Genomic DNA, 18,468 nt, shown 5'->3' with positions numbered 1-18,468 from the left:
GACCGGGTGACGCTGGCCTCGCCGCGGCCGCGCCTGGGCATCGTCTGCCAGGGCCAGGCCTATAAGGACGTGATCGCAGCCTTCGCCGCCATGGGCGTCAGCTCGGGTGAGGCGGCCGATCTCGGCGTGTCGATCTACAAGGTCGGCATGCCCTGGCCGCTGGAGCCGACCGGCCTGCGCGCGTTCGCCGCCGGCCTCGAGACCATGATGGTCATCGAGCACAAGCGCCCGTTGATCGAGGTCCAGGCCCGCGCCGCCCTCTATGACCTGCCGGCCCAGGCCCGCCCGAGGATCATCGGCAAGACCGACGAGCAGGGCCATCCGCTGCTGTCGGACCTGGGCGCCCTGTCGGTGGCCGAGGTGGCGCTGGCCATCGCCGACCGCCTGCCGCCGGGTCCGCACATGGACGGGGTCTATGACTATCTGAACCGGGTCTCGGCCGCCGGTGTCGCCGCCGTCAGCCTGTCGTCGGACCAGCAGCGCAAGCCCTTCTTCTGCTCGGGCTGCCCGCACAACACCTCGACCCGTCTGCCGGAAGGGTCCCGGGCGCTGGCCGGCATCGGCTGCCACTACATGGCCAGCTTCACCGACCCCAATACCGACCTGAACAGCCATATGGGCGGCGAGGGCCTGAGCTGGGTCGGGGCCGCGCCCTTCACCACCGAGAAGCACGTCTTCGTCAATCTGGGGGATGGCACCTACAACCACTCCGGCTCGCTCGCCATCCGCGCGGCCGTCGCGGCCGAGGCCAACGTCACCTACAAGCTCTTGTTCAACGACGCCGTGGCCATGACCGGCGGTCAGGCGGCCGAGAGCGGCTTCACGCCCGCCCAGATCACCCGGCAGCTGGCCGCCGAAGGGGTGGCCCGCACGGTCATCGTCGCCGACGATCCTGACCGCTATGAGGGCGTCAAGGACCTGGCCCCCGGCGTCGAGGTCAGGCCGCGGGCCGAGCTGATGGCCGTCCAGCGCCAGCTTCGCGATACGCCCGGCGTCACCGTCCTGCTCTATGATCAGGTCTGCGCCACCGAGAAGCGTCGGCGGCGCAAGCGCGGGACCCTGGTGGCCGCCGAGCAGAAGGTGATCATCAATCCCCTGGTCTGCGAGGGCTGCGGCGACTGCTCCAGAGCGTCCAACTGCGTCTCCGTCGAGCCGCTGAACACCGAGTTTGGCCGCAAGCGCAGGATCAATCCGTCCACCTGCAACCAGGACTATTCCTGCCTGGACGGCTTCTGCCCCTCCTTCATCACCCTGGAGGGCGCCGAGAACCCCCATGCGGCCCGCCTGCCGGCGCTCACGGCGGACTCCACGCCATTGCCGACCTTCGAGCCCACGCCCGGCGTGCGCAATATCGTGTTCACCGGCGTTGGCGGCACAGGGGTGACCACCACGTCCTCGATCCTGGCCATGGCCGCCCATGTGGACGGCAAGGCGGCGTCCGTCGTCGACATGACGGGCCTGGCCCAGAAGGGCGGGGCGGTGTTCAGCCATGTCCGCATCGGCGAGGATGAAGACAGCATCGTCGGCGGCCGCACGCCCGCGGCCAGCGCCCATGTGCTGATCGCCTGCGACGTCATGGTGGCGGCCGGCGCCGACGCGCTGGCCCTCTACGCCAAGGATCGCACGGTCGCCTTCGGCAACGCCGACCTGTCGCCGACCGCCGACTTCGTCACCGACCGGGACGTGCGCTTTGACGCCGGCGGCATGGCCCGGCGGATCGCCGCCGCCGCCAAGACCTATGACGAGACGCCCGCCCACCCCATGGCCGAGACCGAGCTGGGGGACGCCATCTACGCCACGATGATCATGCTGGGCTTCGCCTGGCAGAAGGGGGTGATCCCCATCTCCAGCCGCGCCCTCTATCGCGCTATCCGGCTGAACGGGGTGGCGGCGGAGGAGAACCTGCAGGCCTTCGAACTGGGCCGCCGGGCGGCCCATGATCCCGCCAGCCGGGGCAAGGCGGAGGCCGATGTGGCCACGCCGGAAACCCTGCCATTGCCTGAGCTGATCGCCCACCGTGTCCGCGAACTGACCGCCTATCAGAACCTGGCCTATGCGAGGCGCTATCAGGAGCGCGTGGAGGCCATCCAGCGCCTGGAGGCGCCGCTGGGCTCCGAGGCCCTGACCCGGGCCGTGGCGATCAACCTCTACAAGCTGATGGCCTATAAGGACGAGTACGAGGTGGCCAGGCTCTATGGGGACGGTCGGTTCGACGCCTATCGCAGCCAGACCTTCAAGGGCGGCAAGGCCAAGGTGTGGCTGGCGCCGCCGATCCTCAGCCGCAAGGACGATCAGGGAAACCCGCGCAAGATCGCCTTCGGCGGCTGGATGCTGGACTATGGCTTCCCGGTCCTGGCCCGGCTGAAGGGCCTGCGGGGCACGGCGCTGGATCCCTTTGGCCGCACCGGGGAACGGAAGATGGAGCGCGGACTGATCGCCGACTATGAGGCCGAGCTGGACCGTATCGCCCGCGAACTGACGCCGGAACGCCTGGTCCTTGCGGTCGAGATCGCCCAGGTTCCGCAGCAGATCCGCGGCTTTGGCCATATCAAGCAGGCCTCGGTCGAACCAGCCAAGGCCAAGGCCCAGGCGCTCTGGCGTCAATGGAACGAGGCCGAGGTGACGGCGGCGGCTTAGAGAACCTTGCGAAATCCGGTTCCCCACGCCGCCGCCACGGGTTAGCCAGGGGCATGGCTGATTTCGATTTCGACGCCCTGGTGGTCGGGGCCGGCGCCGTGGGTCTGGCCTGCGGCTATGCGCTGGCCCGGCGGGGGATGACCGCTGTCGTGCTGGAGGCCGATGCGGCCATCGGCCAGGGCGTGTCCTCGCGCAATTCCGAGGTCATCCACGGGGGGCTCTACTACCCCACCGGCTCGCTGAAGGCGCGGCTCTGCGTGCAGGGGCGCCGCATGCTCTATCCGTTCCTGGAGGCGCGCAATGTCGCCTTCGACCGCTGCGGCAAGCTGGTGGTGGCCAATGGCCCCGAAGAGGTCGCCCGGCTCGAGCCCATCCTCGAACAGGCCAGGACCAACGACGTCGAGGACATGGCGCAGCTGACCCGGGCGCAGGCCCTGGCGCTGGAGCCGGAGCTGGCCTGCGACGCGGCCCTGATCTCACCCCAGAGCGGGGTGTTCGACAGCCATGGGTATATGCTGGCCCTGCAAGGCGAGATCGAGGCGGCCGGCGGGGCGGTGGTGGTCTCCACGCCGTTCGAAGGGGCCGAGGCGATCGTCGGCGGCGGCTGGAAGGTGCGGGCCGGAGGCGCCGAGCCGACCACGCTGACCGTGCGCGTGCTGATCACCGCCCCGGGTCTGTCGGCCCAGGCCGTGGCCAGCCATATCGAGGGCTTCCCCAAGGCCGAGATCCCGCCTGGCCACTATGGCAAGGGCCGCTATTTCCGCCTGCAGGGCAAGGCGCCCTTCGCCCGGCTGATCTATCCGCCGCCGATCCCCGGGGCGCTCGGCACCCACTACCGCCGCGACCTGGGCGGGCAGGCGGTGTTTGGCCCCGACCTGATCTTCGTCGATGAGCTGGACTATAGCGTCGAGCCCGACGCAGCGGCGGGCTTCTACGCCAAGGTGCGCAGGTTCTGGCCGGGCCTGCCCGACGAGGCGCTGAGCCCCGACTATGCGGGCATCCGGCCCAAGCTGCACGGGCCGGGCGAGCCGCATTCGGACTTCCGCATCGACGGCCCAGAGACCCACGGCCTGGAGGGTCTGGTCGCGCTGTTCGGCATCGAAAGCCCCGGCCTCACCTCGTCCCTCGCGATCGGGGAAGAGGTGGCCGGAAGGCTGGGGTTGGCTGGGGCTTAGGCCACGCCGCTCAACCGCCCTCGTCCTTCGAGGCCCGCTGGCGCGGGCGCCTCAGGATGAGGACGGAATGAGAGGCCTCACCACAGACTTCCTCATCCTGAGGTGCGAGCGGAGCGAGCCTCGAAGGACGCAGAGTCTGGCCACCGCTGCATCCAACAGGCTTGGTCCTTAGTCCGCCCTGGGAACCAGCTTCAGGATGCGGCCCTGTTCGTTGTCGGTGGCCACATAGATCGCCCCGTCGGGGCCGACCTCGACCTCGCGGATGCGCTCGCCCAGATCCACCAGCAGGCGCTCCTCGCCGCTGACCCGTTCGCCGTCCAGGGTCAGGCGGACCAGATGCTTGTCGCGCAGGGCGCCGACGAACAGGCTGCCCTGCCAGGCCGGGAACAGATCGCCCTGGTAGAAGACCATGCCCGAGGGGCCGATCACCGGATCCCAGTAATAGGCGGGCTGCTCCATGCCCTCCTGAGCGGTTCGCCCCTGGCCGATGGCGCCGCCGGCGTATTCCAGGCCGTAGGCGATGGTCGGCCAGCCATAGTTCTTGCCCGCCTCGATGATGTTCAGCTCATCGCCGCCGCGGGCGCCGTGCTCGATTTCCCAGAGCTTGCCGGTTTCGGGATGCAGGGCGGCCGCCTGGACGTTGCGGACGCCCGAGGCGAAGATCTCGGGGCGCACGCCATCCTGGCCGACGAAGGGGTTGTCGGCGGGGATAGAGCCGTCGCGGTTGATGCGGACGACCTTGCCCAGGGCCGAGTTCATGTCCTGGGCCTGGACGCGGCCCTCCAGGATCGAGCGCTCGCCGAGGCTGATCAGCAGATGGCCGTCCCGGTCAAAGACCAGGCGATTGCCATAGTGCTTGGTGGACGCCAGCGCCGGTTGCTGCTGGAAGATGACCTGGACGTTCTCGACGCGCGCGGCGCCGCCGTCCTCCACGAGCTCGCCCCGGGCCACGGCGGTGGAATTGGTCCCGTTTCCGCGGGGCTCGGCATAGCTCCAATAGATCAGGTTGTTCGTGGCGAACTCAGGATCCAGCGCCACGTCCAGCAGGCCGCCCTGGTCGCGGGCGTCCACCTCCGGCAGGCCCGAGACTGGCTCGGAGAGCTGGCCCTGCGCCGTCACGATCCGCAGGCGGCCGGGCTTTTCGGTCACCAGCATCCGACCGTCGGGCAGGAAGGCGATGGCCCAGGGCTTGTTCAGGCCCTCGGCGACGGTCTCGGCCTCGAAGGCCACGTCAGCCGAGACCTCCGGCGCCCTTGTCTGGCCGGGGAAGGCCGGCGTCTGGGAGGGCGCATTGGCTGGCCGGGTTTCCCAGGGCTGGCCGCTGGTGGTCTGCGCTGCGGCCTGCGATTGGGCGGCGCTGTCAGCGCCGCCACAGGCGGCCAGGGCGGCGGCGAGCGCCGTGGTGAGAAGCAAGTGTTTCATGACGGTCTCCCTCTGGTCGAGCTTTGAGCGCCTGAACGGCTCAGTTCGTTCCAGCCACGCCATCTAACGCTTCCGTTAGGCTCGCGCCCTCGACATGGATGCGCGACCAGACGGCAAGGAAGAGCAGAGGCCAGCGGCGCGGATCGTCGTCGGCGCGAAACACCGCCTGGGCCTCATCAGCGCTCATGATGGCGCGGACGGCGGCGACGTCGCCGATCCGCTCGGCGATGGCCTCGGCCCGCGGCGCGATCCAGGCGGCGACGGGGACGGTGAAGCCCTGCTTGCGCGCCCAGGGCGCAGCCGCGGGACAAACGCCTTCCAGCCACTTGCGCACCAGCCACTTGCCATAGCGGCCGCGGACCTTGAACCGGTCGGGGAGCGCAAAGGCGAAGGACGCCACGGCGACGTCGAGAAACGGCGTGCGCCCCTCCAGACCATGGGCCATCAAGCAGCGGTCGAGCTTGGTCAGCAGGTCATTGGGCAGCCAGGTGGCGATGTCGGCGTACTGGGCTTGCTGCAGGCGGGTGAGGCCCTCGGGCCCCTGGGCCTGGGCGCGCCAGCGGGCCAGCACGGCGGGATCGGCGTCGCGGGGCTCGGCCGGACGCCCCCCCAGCCAGCCGGGGCGCAGGGCGCGGCGATAGCGGCCATAGCCGCCGAACAGCTCATCGCCCCCCTCGCCGGTCAGCACGACGGTCAGGGTCCCCTTGGCCGCCTGGGCCAGCTTGAAGGTGGGCAGGGTGGCGTAGTCGGCGGTGGGATCGTCCAGGGCGGCGGCGACCTGGGGCAGGAGGGACCAGAAGTCGTCCTCGCCGAAGGTGGTCTCCCGCCAGTCGAGGTTCAGCGCCCGGGCCACCCGCTCGGCCTGGGCCCGCTCGTCCCGGGCGTCCGGCGCGTCGAAGCCGCAGGTAAACGCGGTGACCGGCCGGCTGTTCAGCCGGGCCATCAGGGTGGCGATGGCGGCGGAGTCGATGCCGCCGGACAGGAAGAGGCCATAGGGCACGTCGGCCCGCTGATGGACCCGGACGCTGTCCTCCAGCACGGCGTCGAGCCGGGCGACCAGGGCCGCCTCATCGCTGGCGAAGGGCGGCGTGCGGGCCGGGGGCAGGGCGGGGCGGACCTCATGGGGAACCAGCCGGCCCTCGATCACCTGGACGATCGCGCCCGGCGCCAGGCGCTGGACGCCCGGGAAGATGGTTTCCTCGCCCAGGGTGTAATTGAAGGCCAGGAGTTCGCGGGCGGCGTCCGCGCGAATGGCCCGGGGCGCCAGGCCCGCGGCCAGGAAGGCGCCGGCCTCCGAGGCGAAGGCCAGACCGCTCTCCAGCTCCATCACATAGAGCGGCTTGATGCCGAAGGGGTCGCGCACCAGCCAGGTGCGGCCATCGGCGCCGGCCAGGCAGAAGGCGTACATGCCCCGCAGCCGGTGAAAGGCCGCGGGCCCCTCCTGCGCATAGAGGTGCAGCAGGGGTTCGAAGTCCGAGCCGGTGGAGAGCGCGTCCGCCAGGTCGAACGCCTGAGCCAGCTCCAGATAGTTGTAGATCTCCCCATTGCCGATGACCGTCCCGCCGGCGGCATGCAGGGGCTGCCAGCCGCCCTCCAGGTCGATGATCGACAGCCGCGCATGGGCCAGCGAGCGGCCGGGCGTCTCCTCCACCCGGACGCCGTCGGGGCCGCGGTGGGTCATGGCCTCGATCAGCGGCCGGGCCGAGGCCTCGCCGTCCAGGATCCCGGCGATGCCGCACATCAGTCGGCTCCGAACCGGGCGAAGAGGTCGCGCCACTGGGCCACGACCGCGCCCTGGGAAAACTCCGCCTCCACCCGTTCCAGGCCGTTCTGGGCCAGGCGGATGCGCAGCATGGGATCGTCCAGCAGCCGGCCGACGGCGGTGGCCAGGGCCTCGGCGTCATCGATGGGGACCAGCAGGCCGTCCTCGCCGTGCCGAATCAGGGCGCCCGGCCCCTGACTGGCGGCGGCGGCCACCGGCAGGCCGTGGGCCCAGGCCTGGATCACCACATTGCCCAGGGGCTCGTAGCGGGAGGGAAAGACGCAGACATCGGCCGCCCGATAGAGCGCCGAGGGATCGTTGCGCCAGCCCAGGAACCGCACCCGGTCGGCTACCCCTAAGGCCACGGCCAGGGCCTTCAGCCGCGCCTCTTCCGGGCCTGTGCCGGCGATCCAGAGATAGGCCGCCGGCAGGCGGGTCAGCGCATTGAGCGTGACGTCATGGGCCTTGGCCTCGTGCAGCCGGCCCATGGCCAGCAGCAGGGGGGCGTCGGCCGGGGTGGAGAGCGCCGCCCGCTCGGCCGGCGCAGCCTCATCCGGCGCCTCGGCGAAGTTGGGGATGCAGGCGACCTTGCCCGCCGGCCAGCCCTGAGCCACCACCCAGTCGGCGATGTCCTCGGTGTTGGCCACCAGGAAGTCGAAGCCGGCATAGTATTTGAGCTTGTAATAGCCCCCCAGCCGGCCGATCCGCGCCCACGGCCCCTTGGGCGTATGGCGGGCTGCACGGTTCATCCAGGCCAGCGCGACGCTCACGTCCCGGCGGGCCGCAAACCCCGCCACCTGGCGCCGAGTCAGCAGGTCCAGCGGGCCGCCGAAGCCGAAGGTCTCCACGGCGACGCCGGCCTGCGCCAGCTCAGCCTCCCGCCGGGCGTGGGGGCGCAGGGCCGCGGCCTGGGCCACGCCGTCGCTGGCAAGGGCGCGGACGAGGTCGACGAAATAGGTCTCCGCCCCGCCTTCGCCGGCCGTTCCCAGAAGATGAAGCACGCTCATGGCGGGCGCGAACCTAGCCTCGCTTTGCCCTGCGCCCAAGCCGCTTGATGCGCCGATCCGAAATCCCTATAACCCGCGCCTCGCGCGTCAGCGGCGCGAACCCGTGGCTGGGTAGCTCAGCTGGTTAGAGCGGTGGATTCATAACCCACAGGTCGGCGGTTCGAGCCCGCCCCCAGCTACCACCTGTCCCCCACATGGTCGGGTCGGCGGATTCCGGGCGAAGATCACCGGCGTGTCACCGCTTTTGGTCAGGCGCCAGAACACTCCATGGCACGTCAAGGGCGCGACCCAGCTTCTGAGTCGTAGAAATTGAAATCGTCTTCTGGCCCTGCTCCAGCTCGGACAAAAACCCCTGACTGACGCCGCTGGCCTTGGCGAGCTGGACTTGCGTCATGCGGCGCCACTGACGGATGGCCGCCACGGGATGCGTCCCGCCTTCAATCGCCTCCCAAACCTCTTCCGGCATGGCGACATCGGCTCCTCGCGCCAGGTCTTCGTTGGACCTCGTGACGATCGCGGTCGCCGCGAGGTCTTCGGCCGCCGGGTCTCCGGCTCGCGCGAGCAGCAGTTCGTATTCGGCCCGGGATAGGATCGCGAGTTCCTCGCCGGCATCGGTCTGGATAAATTGGACAGCGCCCATGTGCGTCGCTCCTTTCAGCGATAAATTTCTCTGCGATGGCCGATCGCGCGGACTTCGATGGTGTCCTCGGTTTCGACCAGGACGATCCGATACTCGCCAACCCTAAGGCGAGCCCCCTCGACACCCTGCAGTTTCGTGACATCGCCGGCGCCGCTCTCCGCATACCGGATCAGCTTCGTCCGGAGGCGATCACGAACCTTCGGCTGCAGGGCCATCAGGGCTTTGCGCGCCGTCGAGGTGTAAAGGATCGTCTTCATGAGATGCGCTCGAGTATATCGAGACGCGATATTGCCGCAAGAAAATATCGCCTATAGAGATATTTTGATTAGGGCTTTGACCACGCCAGAACGGCCTGGGGGCTTCCGCGCCCGGCGAACTGTGAGGACTTGGCGCCCCAGACGATCACCCTTCGCCGGCCCTCCGCTGTCACTGGGGCGGGCTGGCCGGGCGAAACGCTTCGACCTGGGCCCAGACGCCGTTGATGTCCGAGGGCAGCAGGACGACGAGGTCGAGGGGTCTGGCCATGGCCAGGCAGGCCTGGGCGGCGTCGTGTTCGTCGAGGACGCGGTGCAGGTTCTGGCTGGGGAAGCCGGCCTGCAGGGCGCCGTCGGTGAGCAGGCTGTTGACCTCGCCACAGGCGCGGCCGCGGCCGTCGGGCGCCTCGCGGAAGACCAGGTCGTCGAAGGTGCGGGCGGCGATGGCGCCCATGGCCAGGATGTCCTCGTCGCGGCGGTCGCCGGGAATGCTGACCATGCCGATCACCCGGCGATAGGCCGGCCGCATCAGGTCGATCATCTGCGCCAGGGCGCCCAGGCTGGCCGGGTTGTGGGCGTAGTCGAGGATCACCCGAAAGGCGTGGCGGTCGTTGATGTTCAGCCGGCCGGGGTTCTGGTCGAAGCTGGAGGTGAAGCCCCTCAGCCCCGCCACGATGGCGTCGGGGGGGACGCCTTGGGCGAAGGTCATGGCTGCGGCGGCCAGGGTGTTCTGGATGTTGAAGCCGGCGGCCCCGCCGAGATTGGCCGGCACGTCGGCCACGGCCATCAGGGGCGTCGCCGCGCCCTCATGGTGGACCACCACCTGTCCGCCAAAGGGACCGGGAAGATGGACCACCGCCAGGCCGCCTTCGGCGATGTGCTGGGCCAGGAAGGCCGGCATGTCCTCGCCGCCCCGCAGGGAGAAATAGACCGGCGCGCCCCGCGCCCGGCGAGCCATGCGCTGGGTCAAGGAGTCGTCGGCGTTGAGCACGCTGAACCCCCGGCGCCGCACATTGGCCACCACCACCTCCTTGACCGCGGCCAGGTCGGCCAGAGTCTCGACGCCCTTCAGGCCCAGATGGTCGGCGGTGACGTTCAGGACCGCCCCCACATCGCAGGCGTCGAAGCCGAGCCCCTCGCGCAGCACGCCGCCGCGGGCCACCTCGAACACGCAGGCGTCCACCTTGGGGTGGCGCAGCAGCATGCGGGCGCTCTTGGGGCCGCTGGCGTCGGCGGCCAGGATCAGGTCGTCATTGAGATAGACGCCGGTCGTCGTGGCGCAGCCGACGTTCAGGCCCTGGGCGCGCAGGATCCGCGCCACCATGCGGGTGGTGGTCGACTTGCCGTTGGTGCCGGTGATGGCGAAGATCGGGATCCGCGCCCGCGAGCCGGGGGGATAGAGGCTGCGGATCACCGGCCCAGCCACGTCGCGGGGCTGGCCCTCGGACGGCTCCAGGTGCATGCGCAGGCCCGGGGCGGCGTTCACCTCGATGATCCCGCCCCCGGTTTCGCGCACAGAGCGGGTGATGTCGGGGGCGAGAAAGTCGATGCCCGCCACATCGAGGCCGATGACGGCGGCGGCCTGCTCGGCGATGGCGATGTTGTCGGGGTGGGCGACGTCGGTGCGGTCGATGGCCGTGCCGCCGGTCGAGAGGTTGGCCGTGGCCCGAAGAATGACCTGCTGGCCCAGGGCTGGGACAGAGGCGAGGGTCAGGCCTGCGCGGTCCAGGCGCTCCCGCAGGTGGTCGTCGATGACGATGCGGGTCAGGGCCTGTTCGTGGCCATGGCCGCGGCGAGGGTCCTGGTTCACGCGAGCGATGAGCTCCTCGATGGCGTAAACCCCGTCGCCGATGACGCTGGCGGGCATGCGCTCGGCGATGGCGACGACGCGGCCCTCGACCACCAGGACGCGATGGTCGCGGCCGGGGAGCATCTCTTCCAGGATCACCTTGCGCCCATGGAGGGCGGCCTGATCGAAGCCCCAGCGGACGGCCTCGGGGGAGGTCAGGTCCAGGCTCACGCCGCGGCCGTGATTGCCGTCCAGCGGCTTGGCGGCCAGTGGGTAGGTCAGGCGCGATGCGGCGGCGACCGCTTCCTCGGCGCTGCGGACGACCACGCCGCGCGGGGGCGGCAGGCCGGAGGCGGCCAGCAGGGCCTTGGTCAGGGCCTTGTCGGCGGCGGTGGCCACGGCGATGTGCGAGGTCTGGTGGGTGACGCTGGCGCGCAGGCGGGCCTGATGGCTGCCGTGACCCAGCTGGACGAAGCTGAATTCATCGAGCCGCTGCACCGGAATGCCCCGCCGACGGGCCTCGGCCACCAGGGCGCGTGTGGTGGGGCCGAGTGCGCTGGCCCGCGCCAGTCGGCGCAATTCGGCCAGGGCCTCATCCAGATCGATGGGGCCGGGCTCCGCCGCGCGATTCAGCACCTCGAGCCCCTGAAGGCCCTGCAAGTCGAGGGGCAATTGCTGGTTGAGCCAGCGGAAGGCGAATTCCGCGGCCTTCAGGCCCAGGACCTCATTCTCATAGGCGAACATGACGTTGTAGACGCCGGGGCGGCCCTTTACGGACCGCGTCTTGCCCCGCGCCATGGGCTGGCCGGCCAGGGCCTGGAGTTCCAGGGCGATGTGCTCGGCCACATGACCAAGCCAGGTGCCGTCCCGCAGCCGCCTGGGGAATCCGCCGGCCGCGCGGCAGCTGCAGCCATGGTCGGCAAGGCCGGGCAGGGCGGTCATCAGCCGTTCGGACAGGCCCGGCAGGGTGTTGGTGGGGAAGGCCTCCAGGGAACCCAGATCCACCTGAACGCGGATCATCGGCGTGCGGCTATAGAGGTTGGGGCCGCGATAGACCGCCCTTTCCAACAGCGCCATCGGGCGCAGGGCGCTTACCGGCGTGGGCGGGTCAGCCAGCACGACGTCGGAGATTTCGGCGGCCGTGGGCGTCTCGTGTTTCATGGCGCGCCCTCCCGGAGTGCTCGCGGCAAACGGAAGCCGAAGGGGACGGTTCCAGGGGTGGGCGGTCTGCGCGTAAAAAGGTTGCAGAGGACCTTGGGTTAAGTCGACAGCCCGACGCTCAGACCGCCGAAACGCCCCGGCGGCGGACGCTCAGACCGACCGCTGCAATCCGTTCCACATCGGCATAGGCCGGGTCGGAGAGCTGGCCGCCGAAGATGTCAGGATCCAGTTCCCGATAGGCGATCTCAAAGCCGCTGTCGGCCAGCTCGGCCTTCACCGCCTGGCGGAACAGGTCCCGGCCCTCGACGATGGCGCTGCCCGTATAGAGGAGCAGCCGGCCGTCGGGGGCCAGCTGCTGCGCCGCCGCCAGGGTCCAGTCGAGGGAGATCCTCGCTCCGTGCAGGTCGCCGCCGTCCCGATAGGCGCGTCCGTTATCGCCGGCGATGAAGGGCGGGTTGGCGATGGCGAGGTCGATGGGGCCGCTCACGCCGCCCAGACCGTCCCCGAGCACCGTCTCCACCTCCTGGCCTGCGCTGGCCGCATTGGCGCGGGCCAGCCGCAGGGCGAGGGGATTGAGGTCGGTCAGGAGGGTGCGGGCGGGGCGAGCAAGATCGGCCGCGACGACGGCGCCGGCGCCCGAGCCGGCTCCGATGTCGACAAGCAGGCCGACCGGGGCGGAACCGGCCAGTTCGGCGGTCAGGAAGTTCGCAAAGCGGTAGGTGTCGGGGCCAAAGAAGACGGCGTCCTCCGCCGTGGTCGGAAAGGCCGAGTGCAGGAAGAGGTGGGCTCCCAGGGACGACACCCGCACGCGGCTGCGCAGCAGGCCGTCGTCATGGTGGAGCAGGTCGGCGGCCCAGAGGGCGTCTAGCAGGGCGTTGGATAGCAGGTCGGGCTGGAAGGGCAGGCTCCAGCCGAACACGTCCCGCAGGGTCTGGGCGACGGGCTTGGCGTCCCGCCGCAGGACCCGGCGATGGGTGGCCGGAGATGGCGTGACGAAGTGGTAGTCGGCCTGCCGCAGCAGATTGAGCAGGGCGCCCAGGGCGCGCTCGTCATCGCTATGCGCATCAAGGTTGGCGGGTAGAGCCTGCACGTCCATCGACCTCATGGGCTTAAGCGCGGGCTTAACTCGCGGTGGGCGCCCCGGTTCCGGCCGCACTCACCCCCTGGGGCCGGCCACGCCATCGGCGGTCTTGCCTTTTCGCGCCTCAGTCGGCCTTGTGCGCCCTCGGTTCAGATGGAGTCCTGTGATGGCGCGGAATGTGTATGACGCCCCGGTGAAGAAGGGCCGCGGCCTTGTCCAGTTGGGGGTCGTCGGTCTCGCCGCCGTGGTGCTGATCGGCGGGGTGCTGGCGATGCTGGGCCAGCAGCGCACGGCCTCGGCCGCCGACTGGACCCCGCGCGGCCCCGAATGCCCGGTGTGGGACGGGCCTCTACCGGTCTCCAAGAGCCGTCCCGAACTCCTGACCTTCGACTATGGCGGCGCGACGCTCGGCCGCTGGTTTGGTCACGTCAACTGCGTGCAGGTCTACAAGACCGCCCTGCCGGGCGGCGGCATCTATCACGCCTGTCACTTTACCGGCCCGGACTTCGTGCAGGTGACGGTGGACGACCAGGTGACCACCTTCCGTCCCGGCGTCGGCAAGCCGGCCATCGTGACGATCCGCGATGGCGAGGTCAGCTGCGCCACCGACCCCCGCGCGGCCGCACCCCGCAAACCCTGAGGCCCAACGGCCCTAGGCCCTTGGCGATGGTCGCCTGCGTACTTTACATTCGAAGCCTTGAGAGCCGGCCGGGACGACTTTTCGCCTCGGCCGGTCGTCGATCCGACGGTGTTTTTCCGGGATTTGAAGGTGGCGCAGATGGGATCCGAAACGCAGGCCGGTACGGCTGGACGGACGATCGACAAGGACGCCCTGCTCGCCAAGTACGTCGCCGAGCGGGACAAGCGCCTGCGGGCCGACGGCAACGACCAGTATCTGGAGCTGAAGGGCCGGCTCTCCCACTATCTGGAAGACCCCTATACGCCCCGGGTGGAGCGCGAGCCCAGGACCGACCATGTCACCTTCGCCTTCATCGGCGGCGGCTTTGCGGGCCTGGTGACCGGGGCGCGGCTGGTGGAGGCCGGCGTCACCGACGTGCGGATCATCGAGAAGGGCGGCGACTTCGGCGGCACCTGGTACTGGAACCGCTATCCCGGTGCCCAGTGCGATACGGCCTCGATGATCTACATGCCGCTGCTGGAAGAGACCGGGCACATGCCGAGCGAGAAATACGCTCATGCCCCGGAAATTCTCGAACAGTGCCAGCGGATCGGCCGTCAGTACGGCCTCTATGACAACGCCCTGTTCCACACCGAGGTTGAGGATCTGTCCTGGGATGAGGGCCAGAGCCGCTGGGTGATCCTCACCAACCGCGGCGACGCCTTCACCGCCAGCTTCATCGGCCTGGGGACGGGGCCCCTGCACGTCCCCAAGCTGCCGGGCATTCCGGGCATCGAGACCTTCAAGGGACATTCCTTCCACACCAGCCGGTGGGACTATGACTATACCGGCGGCGACCCCTTGGGCGCGCCGCTGGAGAAACTGGCTGACAAGCGGGTGGCGATCATCGGCACCGGAGCCACCTCGGTCCAGGCCGTGCCCCACCTCGCCCGGGCCTGCCAGACCCTCTATGTGGTCCAGCGGACGCCGTCCTCCGTGGATGTGCGCGCCAACGCCCCCATCGATCCCGACTGGTTCGCCGAAATCGCCACACCGGGCTGGCAGCAGCGCTGGCTGGAGAACTTCACCGCCAATCAGGGCGGTAACATCACCGAGGAAGACCTGGTGATGGATGGCTGGACGGACCTGTCCCGCCGCATCCGCAGCAGGATCAACGAGCTGCCCCCCGAACAGCGCACGCCCCACAATATGCTGGCGGCCTTCGAGGATTCCGACTTCGAGAAGATGGATGAGATCCGCGCCCGGGTGGACTCCATCGTCCAGGACGGCGAGACCGCCCAGAAGCTCAAGGCCTGGTACCGGCAGCTCTGCAAGCGGCCCTGCTTCCACGACGCCTATCTGCAGGCCTTCAACGCGCCCGGCACGCAGCTGATCGATACTGACGGCCAAGGGGTGGAGGCCATCACCGAGAAGGGCTTCGTGGTCGCCGGGGTCGAATATGAGGTCGACTGCATCATCTACGCCTCGGGCTTCGAGGTCGGCACCGAATATACCCGCCGGGCGGGCTTCGACCTGACCGGCCGCGGCGGGCTGAAACTGTCCGAGGCCTGGGGGGAGGGCATGAAGAGCCTGCACGGCATCCATGTGCGCGACTTCCCCAACGCCTTCTTCGTCCAGCCGACCCAGGGAGCGAACCTGATCTCCAACATTCCGCACAATCTGACGGAGTCCGGTCGCACCATCGCCATGACCGTCCGCCACGCCCTGGACCGCGGCGCCAAGGAGGTCGAGGCGACGCCGGAGGCTCAGGCCGCCTGGGTCGATCTGCTGCTCACCGGCATGGGGCGGATGCTGGGGGCCCCAGACTGCACGCCGGGCTACTACAACAACGAGGGGCAGGACCCCGGCCCGGCGGCGCGGCTGAACGTGGGCTATCCCCACGGGGCGAGCGCCTTCTTCAAGTACATCGACGGCTGGCGCGCCTCCGGCGCCTTCGAGGGCCTGACCTTCCGCTGAGGCAGAGCGCCGACGGCCCCAGGGGTCGTCGGCTAACGTTCAACCAGATGGTTGACGATCTGATTCCGCGCGCATATATTCAACCTTATGGTTGAATTATCCGCACCCCAGTTGGACACCGTCTTTCACGCCCTCGGCGACGCCACGCGCCGCCGGATGCTGCGCGAGCTCAGTGAGGGCGAGCGCACGGTCGGCCAGCTCGCCGAACCCTTCGCCATCTCGCTGGCGGCCGCCTCCAAGCACATCAAGACCCTGGAGAGCGCGGGCCTGATCGCCCGCGAGGTGCGCGGCCGCACGCACATCTGTCGCCTCGATCCCGGCCCGCTGGCCAGCGCCCACCAATGGCTCGGCGTCTATCAGCGCTTCTGGACCGAGCGTCTCGACGTCCTCGAAGGCCTGCTGCGCCAGGAGGACGCCCAACCGACTTCCAAGCCCACAGGAGAAGACAAATGAGCGACCTTGCCACCCTTGACGCCTATGGCGCGCTGATCGAGCCCGCCACTCTGAAGATCCAGCGCCTGCTGCCCGGCCCTATCGAGCGGGTCTGGGACTATCTGACCCAGACCGAACTCCGTCGGCGCTGGCTGGCGTCTGGCGACATGCCCGCCCAGACCGGCGAAACCTTCGAACTGGTCTGGCGCAATGACGAACTGACGGACCCGCCTGGCGCGCGGCCTGAAGGCTTCTCCGACGAACATCGAATGGCGAGCCAGGTGGTGGCCATGGAGCCGCCCCGCCGGCTGGTCATCACCTGGGGCGTACAGAGCGAGGTCGAGTTTGGCCTGGAGCCCCGGGGCGTGGACGTGCTGCTGAGCGTCATCCATCGACGGCTGCCCGACCGCGAGTCCCTCCTGAATGTGAGCGCCGGCTGGCACGCCCACATCGATGTGCTGGCCGCCGACCTGACGGGCGGGAAGGCCAAGCCCCACTGGGACAACTGGGTCCGGCTGCGTTCGGAATACGACGCCCGCCTGCCGGCCTGAGGTCGGTCGGACCTCAGGGTGTTTGGCCTTCCGCCGCCTTTCGCGCCATGTAGCAGGCGTCCCAGGACGGCTCACCGCCGAAGTGCTCCAGCATCAGCTGGGTCAGGGCCTGGACCTTGCGCGGGGCGTGATCGGCCGGCGGAGGGCGCACCACATAGAGCCCCGCCTCCGGGATCGGATGATCCTGGAGGAGAAGGCTCAATTCACCGGCGGCGATGGCGTGACCGCAGAGGAAGGTGGGCAGGACGGCGATCCCGAGCCCAGAGGTGACCGCCGCCAACAGGGCCTGGCCGCTATCGGCCTGGAAGCGCGCCTTGGGGCGGATCGCCAGGGCGCGGGGGCCTGAGCCGAAGCGCCAGACCTCGTCCGGCTGGCCGACCGCGGCGTGGCTGGCCAGGTCCTCGGGCCGCTGGGGCGTCCCGTGGGCCGCCAGATAGCCGGGGCTGGCCACCACGCCAGCGGCGATCGTCGCGATCTTGCGGGCCACCAGGCTTGAGTCCGCCAGGCGTCCGATGCGGATGGCGGCGTCGAAGCGTTCGCCCACCAGATCGACGACGCGGTCGCTGAACGAGGCCTGGATCTCCAGCCTTGGATGACGGTGGGCGAGCTCGGTCAGGACAGAGCTGAGGTGGGTGGCGCCGAAGCTTAAAGGGGCGGCGACCCGCAGGCGGCCGGTGACCTCCTCGCCCTGGGCGACGGCGGCGCGGGCGGCTTCCGCACCGGCCAGCAGGGTCTCGGCGTGGCGGCGAAAGGTGGCCCCGGCCTCGGTGAGCGCCACGCCCCGGGTTGTGCGCGCCAGCAGCTGGGCGCCCAGCTCATCCTCCAGCCGGGAAAGGCGCCGGCTGATCATGGATTTGGACAGGTCGAGGCGTCGGGCCGCCTGGGTCAGGCCGCCGGACTCGGCCACTTCGACAAAGGTGCGGACGTCTTCCAGGTCGAGCATGGTTGTTGCCTGTTTCGGAACGGTCATTCCCACAAAGCTTATCTAGTGTTGCGCATATCGAGACGCCACCTCCTGGACATCGAACAATCCCCAACGACAGGAGAGCGTCATGTCCAACCTTCTCGTAATCAACAGCTCCTCGGCCGGCGAACAGTCGGTCTCACGCCAGCTGGTCGCCGCCGCCGTGGCCACGGTGCAGCGGACCGATCCGGGCGTCACCGTCGTGCGCCGGGAACTGGGCGAAGACCCCGTGCCGCACCTTGTGCGCGACACCCTGGCCGGCGTCCGCGGCGTCGCCTCGACCCCGGCCGAACATGCCGCCCGGGCCCTGTCCGACACCCTGATCGCCGAGCTCCGCGCCGCCGACACGATCATCATCGGCGCGCCCATGTACAATTTCAGCCTGCCCACCACGCTGCGGGCCTGGCTCGACCATGTGCTGCGCGCCGGCGAGACCTTCACCTATTCCGAGGCCGGACCGAAGGGCCTGCTGGAGGGCAAGCGCGTCATCGTCATCGAGAGCCGCGGCGGCCTCTACAGCGAAGGCCCTGGCCAGATCGCCGACTTCCAGGAGCCCTATCTGCGCCACCTGCTGGGCTTCATCGGCCTGAGCGACGTCACCTTCGTCCATGCCGAGAAGATCGGCTTCGGGCCGGAGGCGCGGGCCGCCGCCATCGAAGGCGCCGAGGCCAGGCTGGCCGAGGTGCTCGCCAAGGGTCTGGTCGCGGCCTGAACGCGGCGAATGGAGCGGCCAGGCTCAGCGCCGGCCGCTCCGTTCAGACGTCCAGCCGGTAGACCCGCCGCGCCGTGTCGTGGAACAGGGCCGCCTTTTCGTCGGCCGAGGCGTCCGCCGCCAAGCGCTTGAAGGCGTTCCAGAGGGTGGCGTAGTCGCAGGTCCCCGCATCGACCGGGAAGTTGCTTTCGAACATGCAGCGGTCTGCGCCGAAGGCCTCGATGGCGGTCTCCACATAGGGGCGCCATTCCTCGGCCAGCCTCTCCGAGGTCGCCGGCGGCTCGG

General features: G+C 69.6%; 16 protein-coding genes and 1 tRNA gene. 8 read left to right on the top strand and 9 right to left on the bottom strand.

Annotated elements, in window-relative coordinates:
* Window positions 1–2,637, top strand: a 2,637-nt coding sequence (locus Q7S93_RS07150; RefSeq protein ID WP_304713100.1) for an indolepyruvate ferredoxin oxidoreductase family protein, incomplete at its 5' end; no start/stop codon positions are given.
* Between the two features lie 53 nt (window positions 2,638–2,690).
* Window positions 2,691–3,812 carry an NAD(P)/FAD-dependent oxidoreductase gene (locus Q7S93_RS07145; RefSeq protein WP_304713098.1) on the top strand — a complete coding sequence of 374 codons (1,122 nt, stop codon included), beginning with the start codon at window positions 2,691–2,693 and terminating at the stop codon, window positions 3,810–3,812.
* 168 nt (window positions 3,813–3,980) lie between these two features.
* On the opposite strand, the gene Q7S93_RS07140 is transcribed toward Q7S93_RS07145, so the two are convergent.
* The 3 genes from Q7S93_RS07140 to Q7S93_RS07130 are packed head-to-tail and all read right to left on the bottom strand — an operon-like array spanning window position 3,981 to window position 8,003.
* The gene (locus Q7S93_RS07140; RefSeq protein ID WP_304713097.1) at window positions 3,981–5,234 is read right to left on the bottom strand and encodes a PQQ-dependent sugar dehydrogenase; all 1,254 of its coding nucleotides are present in this window, start codon (window positions 5,232–5,234) and stop codon (window positions 3,981–3,983) included.
* 40 nt (window positions 5,235–5,274) lie between these two features.
* Complete coding sequence (gene asnB / locus Q7S93_RS07135; protein WP_304713095.1) at window positions 5,275–6,975, bottom strand: asparagine synthase (glutamine-hydrolyzing); 1,701 nt, start codon at window positions 6,973–6,975, stop codon at window positions 5,275–5,277.
* Window positions 6,975–8,003, bottom strand: coding sequence for a glycosyltransferase (locus Q7S93_RS07130; RefSeq protein ID WP_304713093.1), 1,029 nt, complete (start codon window positions 8,001–8,003; stop codon window positions 6,975–6,977). The genes asnB and Q7S93_RS07130 overlap by 1 nt, the downstream gene beginning before the upstream one ends.
* Before the next feature lie 105 nt (window positions 8,004–8,108).
* Between Q7S93_RS07130 and Q7S93_RS07125 the strand changes: the two genes are divergently transcribed.
* Window positions 8,109–8,185, top strand: a tRNA-Met gene (locus tag Q7S93_RS07125).
* A gap of 53 nt (window positions 8,186–8,238) precedes the next feature.
* Here the strand turns inward: Q7S93_RS07125 and Q7S93_RS07120 are convergent.
* The 4 genes from Q7S93_RS07120 to Q7S93_RS07105 all read right to left on the bottom strand — a co-directional run bounded on the left by Q7S93_RS07120 (window position 8,239) and on the right by Q7S93_RS07105 (window position 12,952).
* Window positions 8,239–8,643 (bottom strand): helix-turn-helix domain-containing protein, encoded by a 405-nt coding sequence (locus Q7S93_RS07120; protein WP_304713091.1) that lies wholly within the window; start codon window positions 8,641–8,643, stop codon window positions 8,239–8,241.
* A gap of 14 nt (window positions 8,644–8,657) precedes the next feature.
* A complete protein-coding gene (locus tag Q7S93_RS07115) occupies window positions 8,658–8,900 on the bottom strand; it encodes a type II toxin-antitoxin system RelE family toxin (protein WP_304713089.1) in 243 nt (80 codons plus the stop codon).
* A 169-nt stretch (window positions 8,901–9,069) separates the two neighbouring features.
* Window positions 9,070–11,847, bottom strand: coding sequence for a cyanophycin synthetase (cphA, locus tag Q7S93_RS07110; protein WP_304713088.1), 2,778 nt, complete (start codon window positions 11,845–11,847; stop codon window positions 9,070–9,072).
* A 118-nt stretch (window positions 11,848–11,965) separates the two neighbouring features.
* On the bottom strand, window positions 11,966–12,952 hold the full coding sequence (locus Q7S93_RS07105) for a methyltransferase (RefSeq protein WP_304713086.1): 987 nt from the start codon (window positions 12,950–12,952) through the stop codon (window positions 11,966–11,968).
* A gap of 142 nt (window positions 12,953–13,094) precedes the next feature.
* On the opposite strand from Q7S93_RS07105, the gene Q7S93_RS07100 reads away from it, so the two are divergent.
* The 4 genes from Q7S93_RS07100 to Q7S93_RS07085 all read left to right on the top strand — a co-directional run bounded on the left by Q7S93_RS07100 (window position 13,095) and on the right by Q7S93_RS07085 (window position 16,507).
* On the top strand, window positions 13,095–13,568 hold the full coding sequence (locus Q7S93_RS07100; RefSeq protein ID WP_304713085.1) for a hypothetical protein: 474 nt from the start codon (window positions 13,095–13,097) through the stop codon (window positions 13,566–13,568).
* Between the two features lie 138 nt (window positions 13,569–13,706).
* Window positions 13,707–15,524 carry a flavin-containing monooxygenase gene (locus tag Q7S93_RS07095; protein WP_304713083.1) on the top strand — a complete coding sequence of 606 codons (1,818 nt, stop codon included), beginning with the start codon at window positions 13,707–13,709 and terminating at the stop codon, window positions 15,522–15,524.
* 111 nt (window positions 15,525–15,635) lie between these two features.
* The gene (locus Q7S93_RS07090; protein WP_304713081.1) at window positions 15,636–15,977 is read left to right on the top strand and encodes an ArsR/SmtB family transcription factor; all 342 of its coding nucleotides are present in this window, start codon (window positions 15,636–15,638) and stop codon (window positions 15,975–15,977) included.
* Window positions 15,974–16,507 carry an SRPBCC family protein gene (locus Q7S93_RS07085; RefSeq protein ID WP_304713080.1) on the top strand — a complete coding sequence of 178 codons (534 nt, stop codon included), beginning with the start codon at window positions 15,974–15,976 and terminating at the stop codon, window positions 16,505–16,507. Before Q7S93_RS07090 ends, Q7S93_RS07085 begins: the two co-directional genes overlap by 4 nt.
* A gap of 13 nt (window positions 16,508–16,520) precedes the next feature.
* On the opposite strand, the gene Q7S93_RS07080 is transcribed toward Q7S93_RS07085, so the two are convergent.
* Complete coding sequence (locus Q7S93_RS07080; RefSeq protein WP_304713079.1) at window positions 16,521–17,450, bottom strand: LysR family transcriptional regulator; 930 nt, start codon at window positions 17,448–17,450, stop codon at window positions 16,521–16,523.
* 109 nt (window positions 17,451–17,559) lie between these two features.
* On the opposite strand from Q7S93_RS07080, the gene Q7S93_RS07075 reads away from it, so the two are divergent.
* Entirely contained in the window at window positions 17,560–18,183 is a 624-nt protein-coding gene (locus Q7S93_RS07075) for an FMN-dependent NADH-azoreductase (RefSeq protein WP_304713077.1), read from the top strand.
* A 43-nt stretch (window positions 18,184–18,226) separates the two neighbouring features.
* Here Q7S93_RS07075 and Q7S93_RS07070 read toward each other — a convergent pair.
* The coding region (locus tag Q7S93_RS07070) for an amidohydrolase family protein (RefSeq protein ID WP_304713075.1) at window positions 18,227–18,468 on the bottom strand (242 nt) is incomplete at its 5' end.

Source organism: Phenylobacterium sp. (genome assembly GCF_030646615.1).
In the GTDB taxonomy this organism is placed as follows: Bacteria; Pseudomonadota; Alphaproteobacteria; order Caulobacterales; family Caulobacteraceae; genus Phenylobacterium.
The sequence above is the reverse complement of the archived record's forward strand: the minus strand, read 5'-3'. Positions and strand labels throughout refer to the sequence as shown.

Coding starts and splice junctions, on each gene's coding strand:
- Q7S93_RS07145 (WP_304713098.1), top strand. CDS start 2,691: ATGGCTGATTTCGATTTCGACGCCCTGGTGGTCGGGGCCGGCGCCGTG.
- Q7S93_RS07140 (WP_304713097.1), bottom strand. CDS start 5,234: ATGAAACACTTGCTTCTCACCACGGCGCTCGCCGCCGCCCTGGCCGCC.
- asnB (WP_304713095.1), bottom strand. CDS start 6,975: ATGTGCGGCATCGCCGGGATCCTGGACGGCGAGGCCTCGGCCCGGCCG.
- Q7S93_RS07130 (WP_304713093.1), bottom strand. CDS start 8,003: ATGAGCGTGCTTCATCTTCTGGGAACGGCCGGCGAAGGCGGGGCGGAG.
- Q7S93_RS07120 (WP_304713091.1), bottom strand. CDS start 8,643: ATGGGCGCTGTCCAATTTATCCAGACCGATGCCGGCGAGGAACTCGCG.
- Q7S93_RS07115 (WP_304713089.1), bottom strand. CDS start 8,900: ATGAAGACGATCCTTTACACCTCGACGGCGCGCAAAGCCCTGATGGCC.
- cphA (WP_304713088.1), bottom strand. CDS start 11,847: ATGAAACACGAGACGCCCACGGCCGCCGAAATCTCCGACGTCGTGCTG.
- Q7S93_RS07105 (WP_304713086.1), bottom strand. CDS start 12,952: ATGAGGTCGATGGACGTGCAGGCTCTACCCGCCAACCTTGATGCGCAT.
- Q7S93_RS07100 (WP_304713085.1), top strand. CDS start 13,095: ATGGCGCGGAATGTGTATGACGCCCCGGTGAAGAAGGGCCGCGGCCTT.
- Q7S93_RS07095 (WP_304713083.1), top strand. CDS start 13,707: ATGGGATCCGAAACGCAGGCCGGTACGGCTGGACGGACGATCGACAAG.
- Q7S93_RS07085 (WP_304713080.1), top strand. CDS start 15,974: ATGAGCGACCTTGCCACCCTTGACGCCTATGGCGCGCTGATCGAGCCC.
- Q7S93_RS07080 (WP_304713079.1), bottom strand. CDS start 17,450: ATGCTCGACCTGGAAGACGTCCGCACCTTTGTCGAAGTGGCCGAGTCC.
- Q7S93_RS07075 (WP_304713077.1), top strand. CDS start 17,560: ATGTCCAACCTTCTCGTAATCAACAGCTCCTCGGCCGGCGAACAGTCG.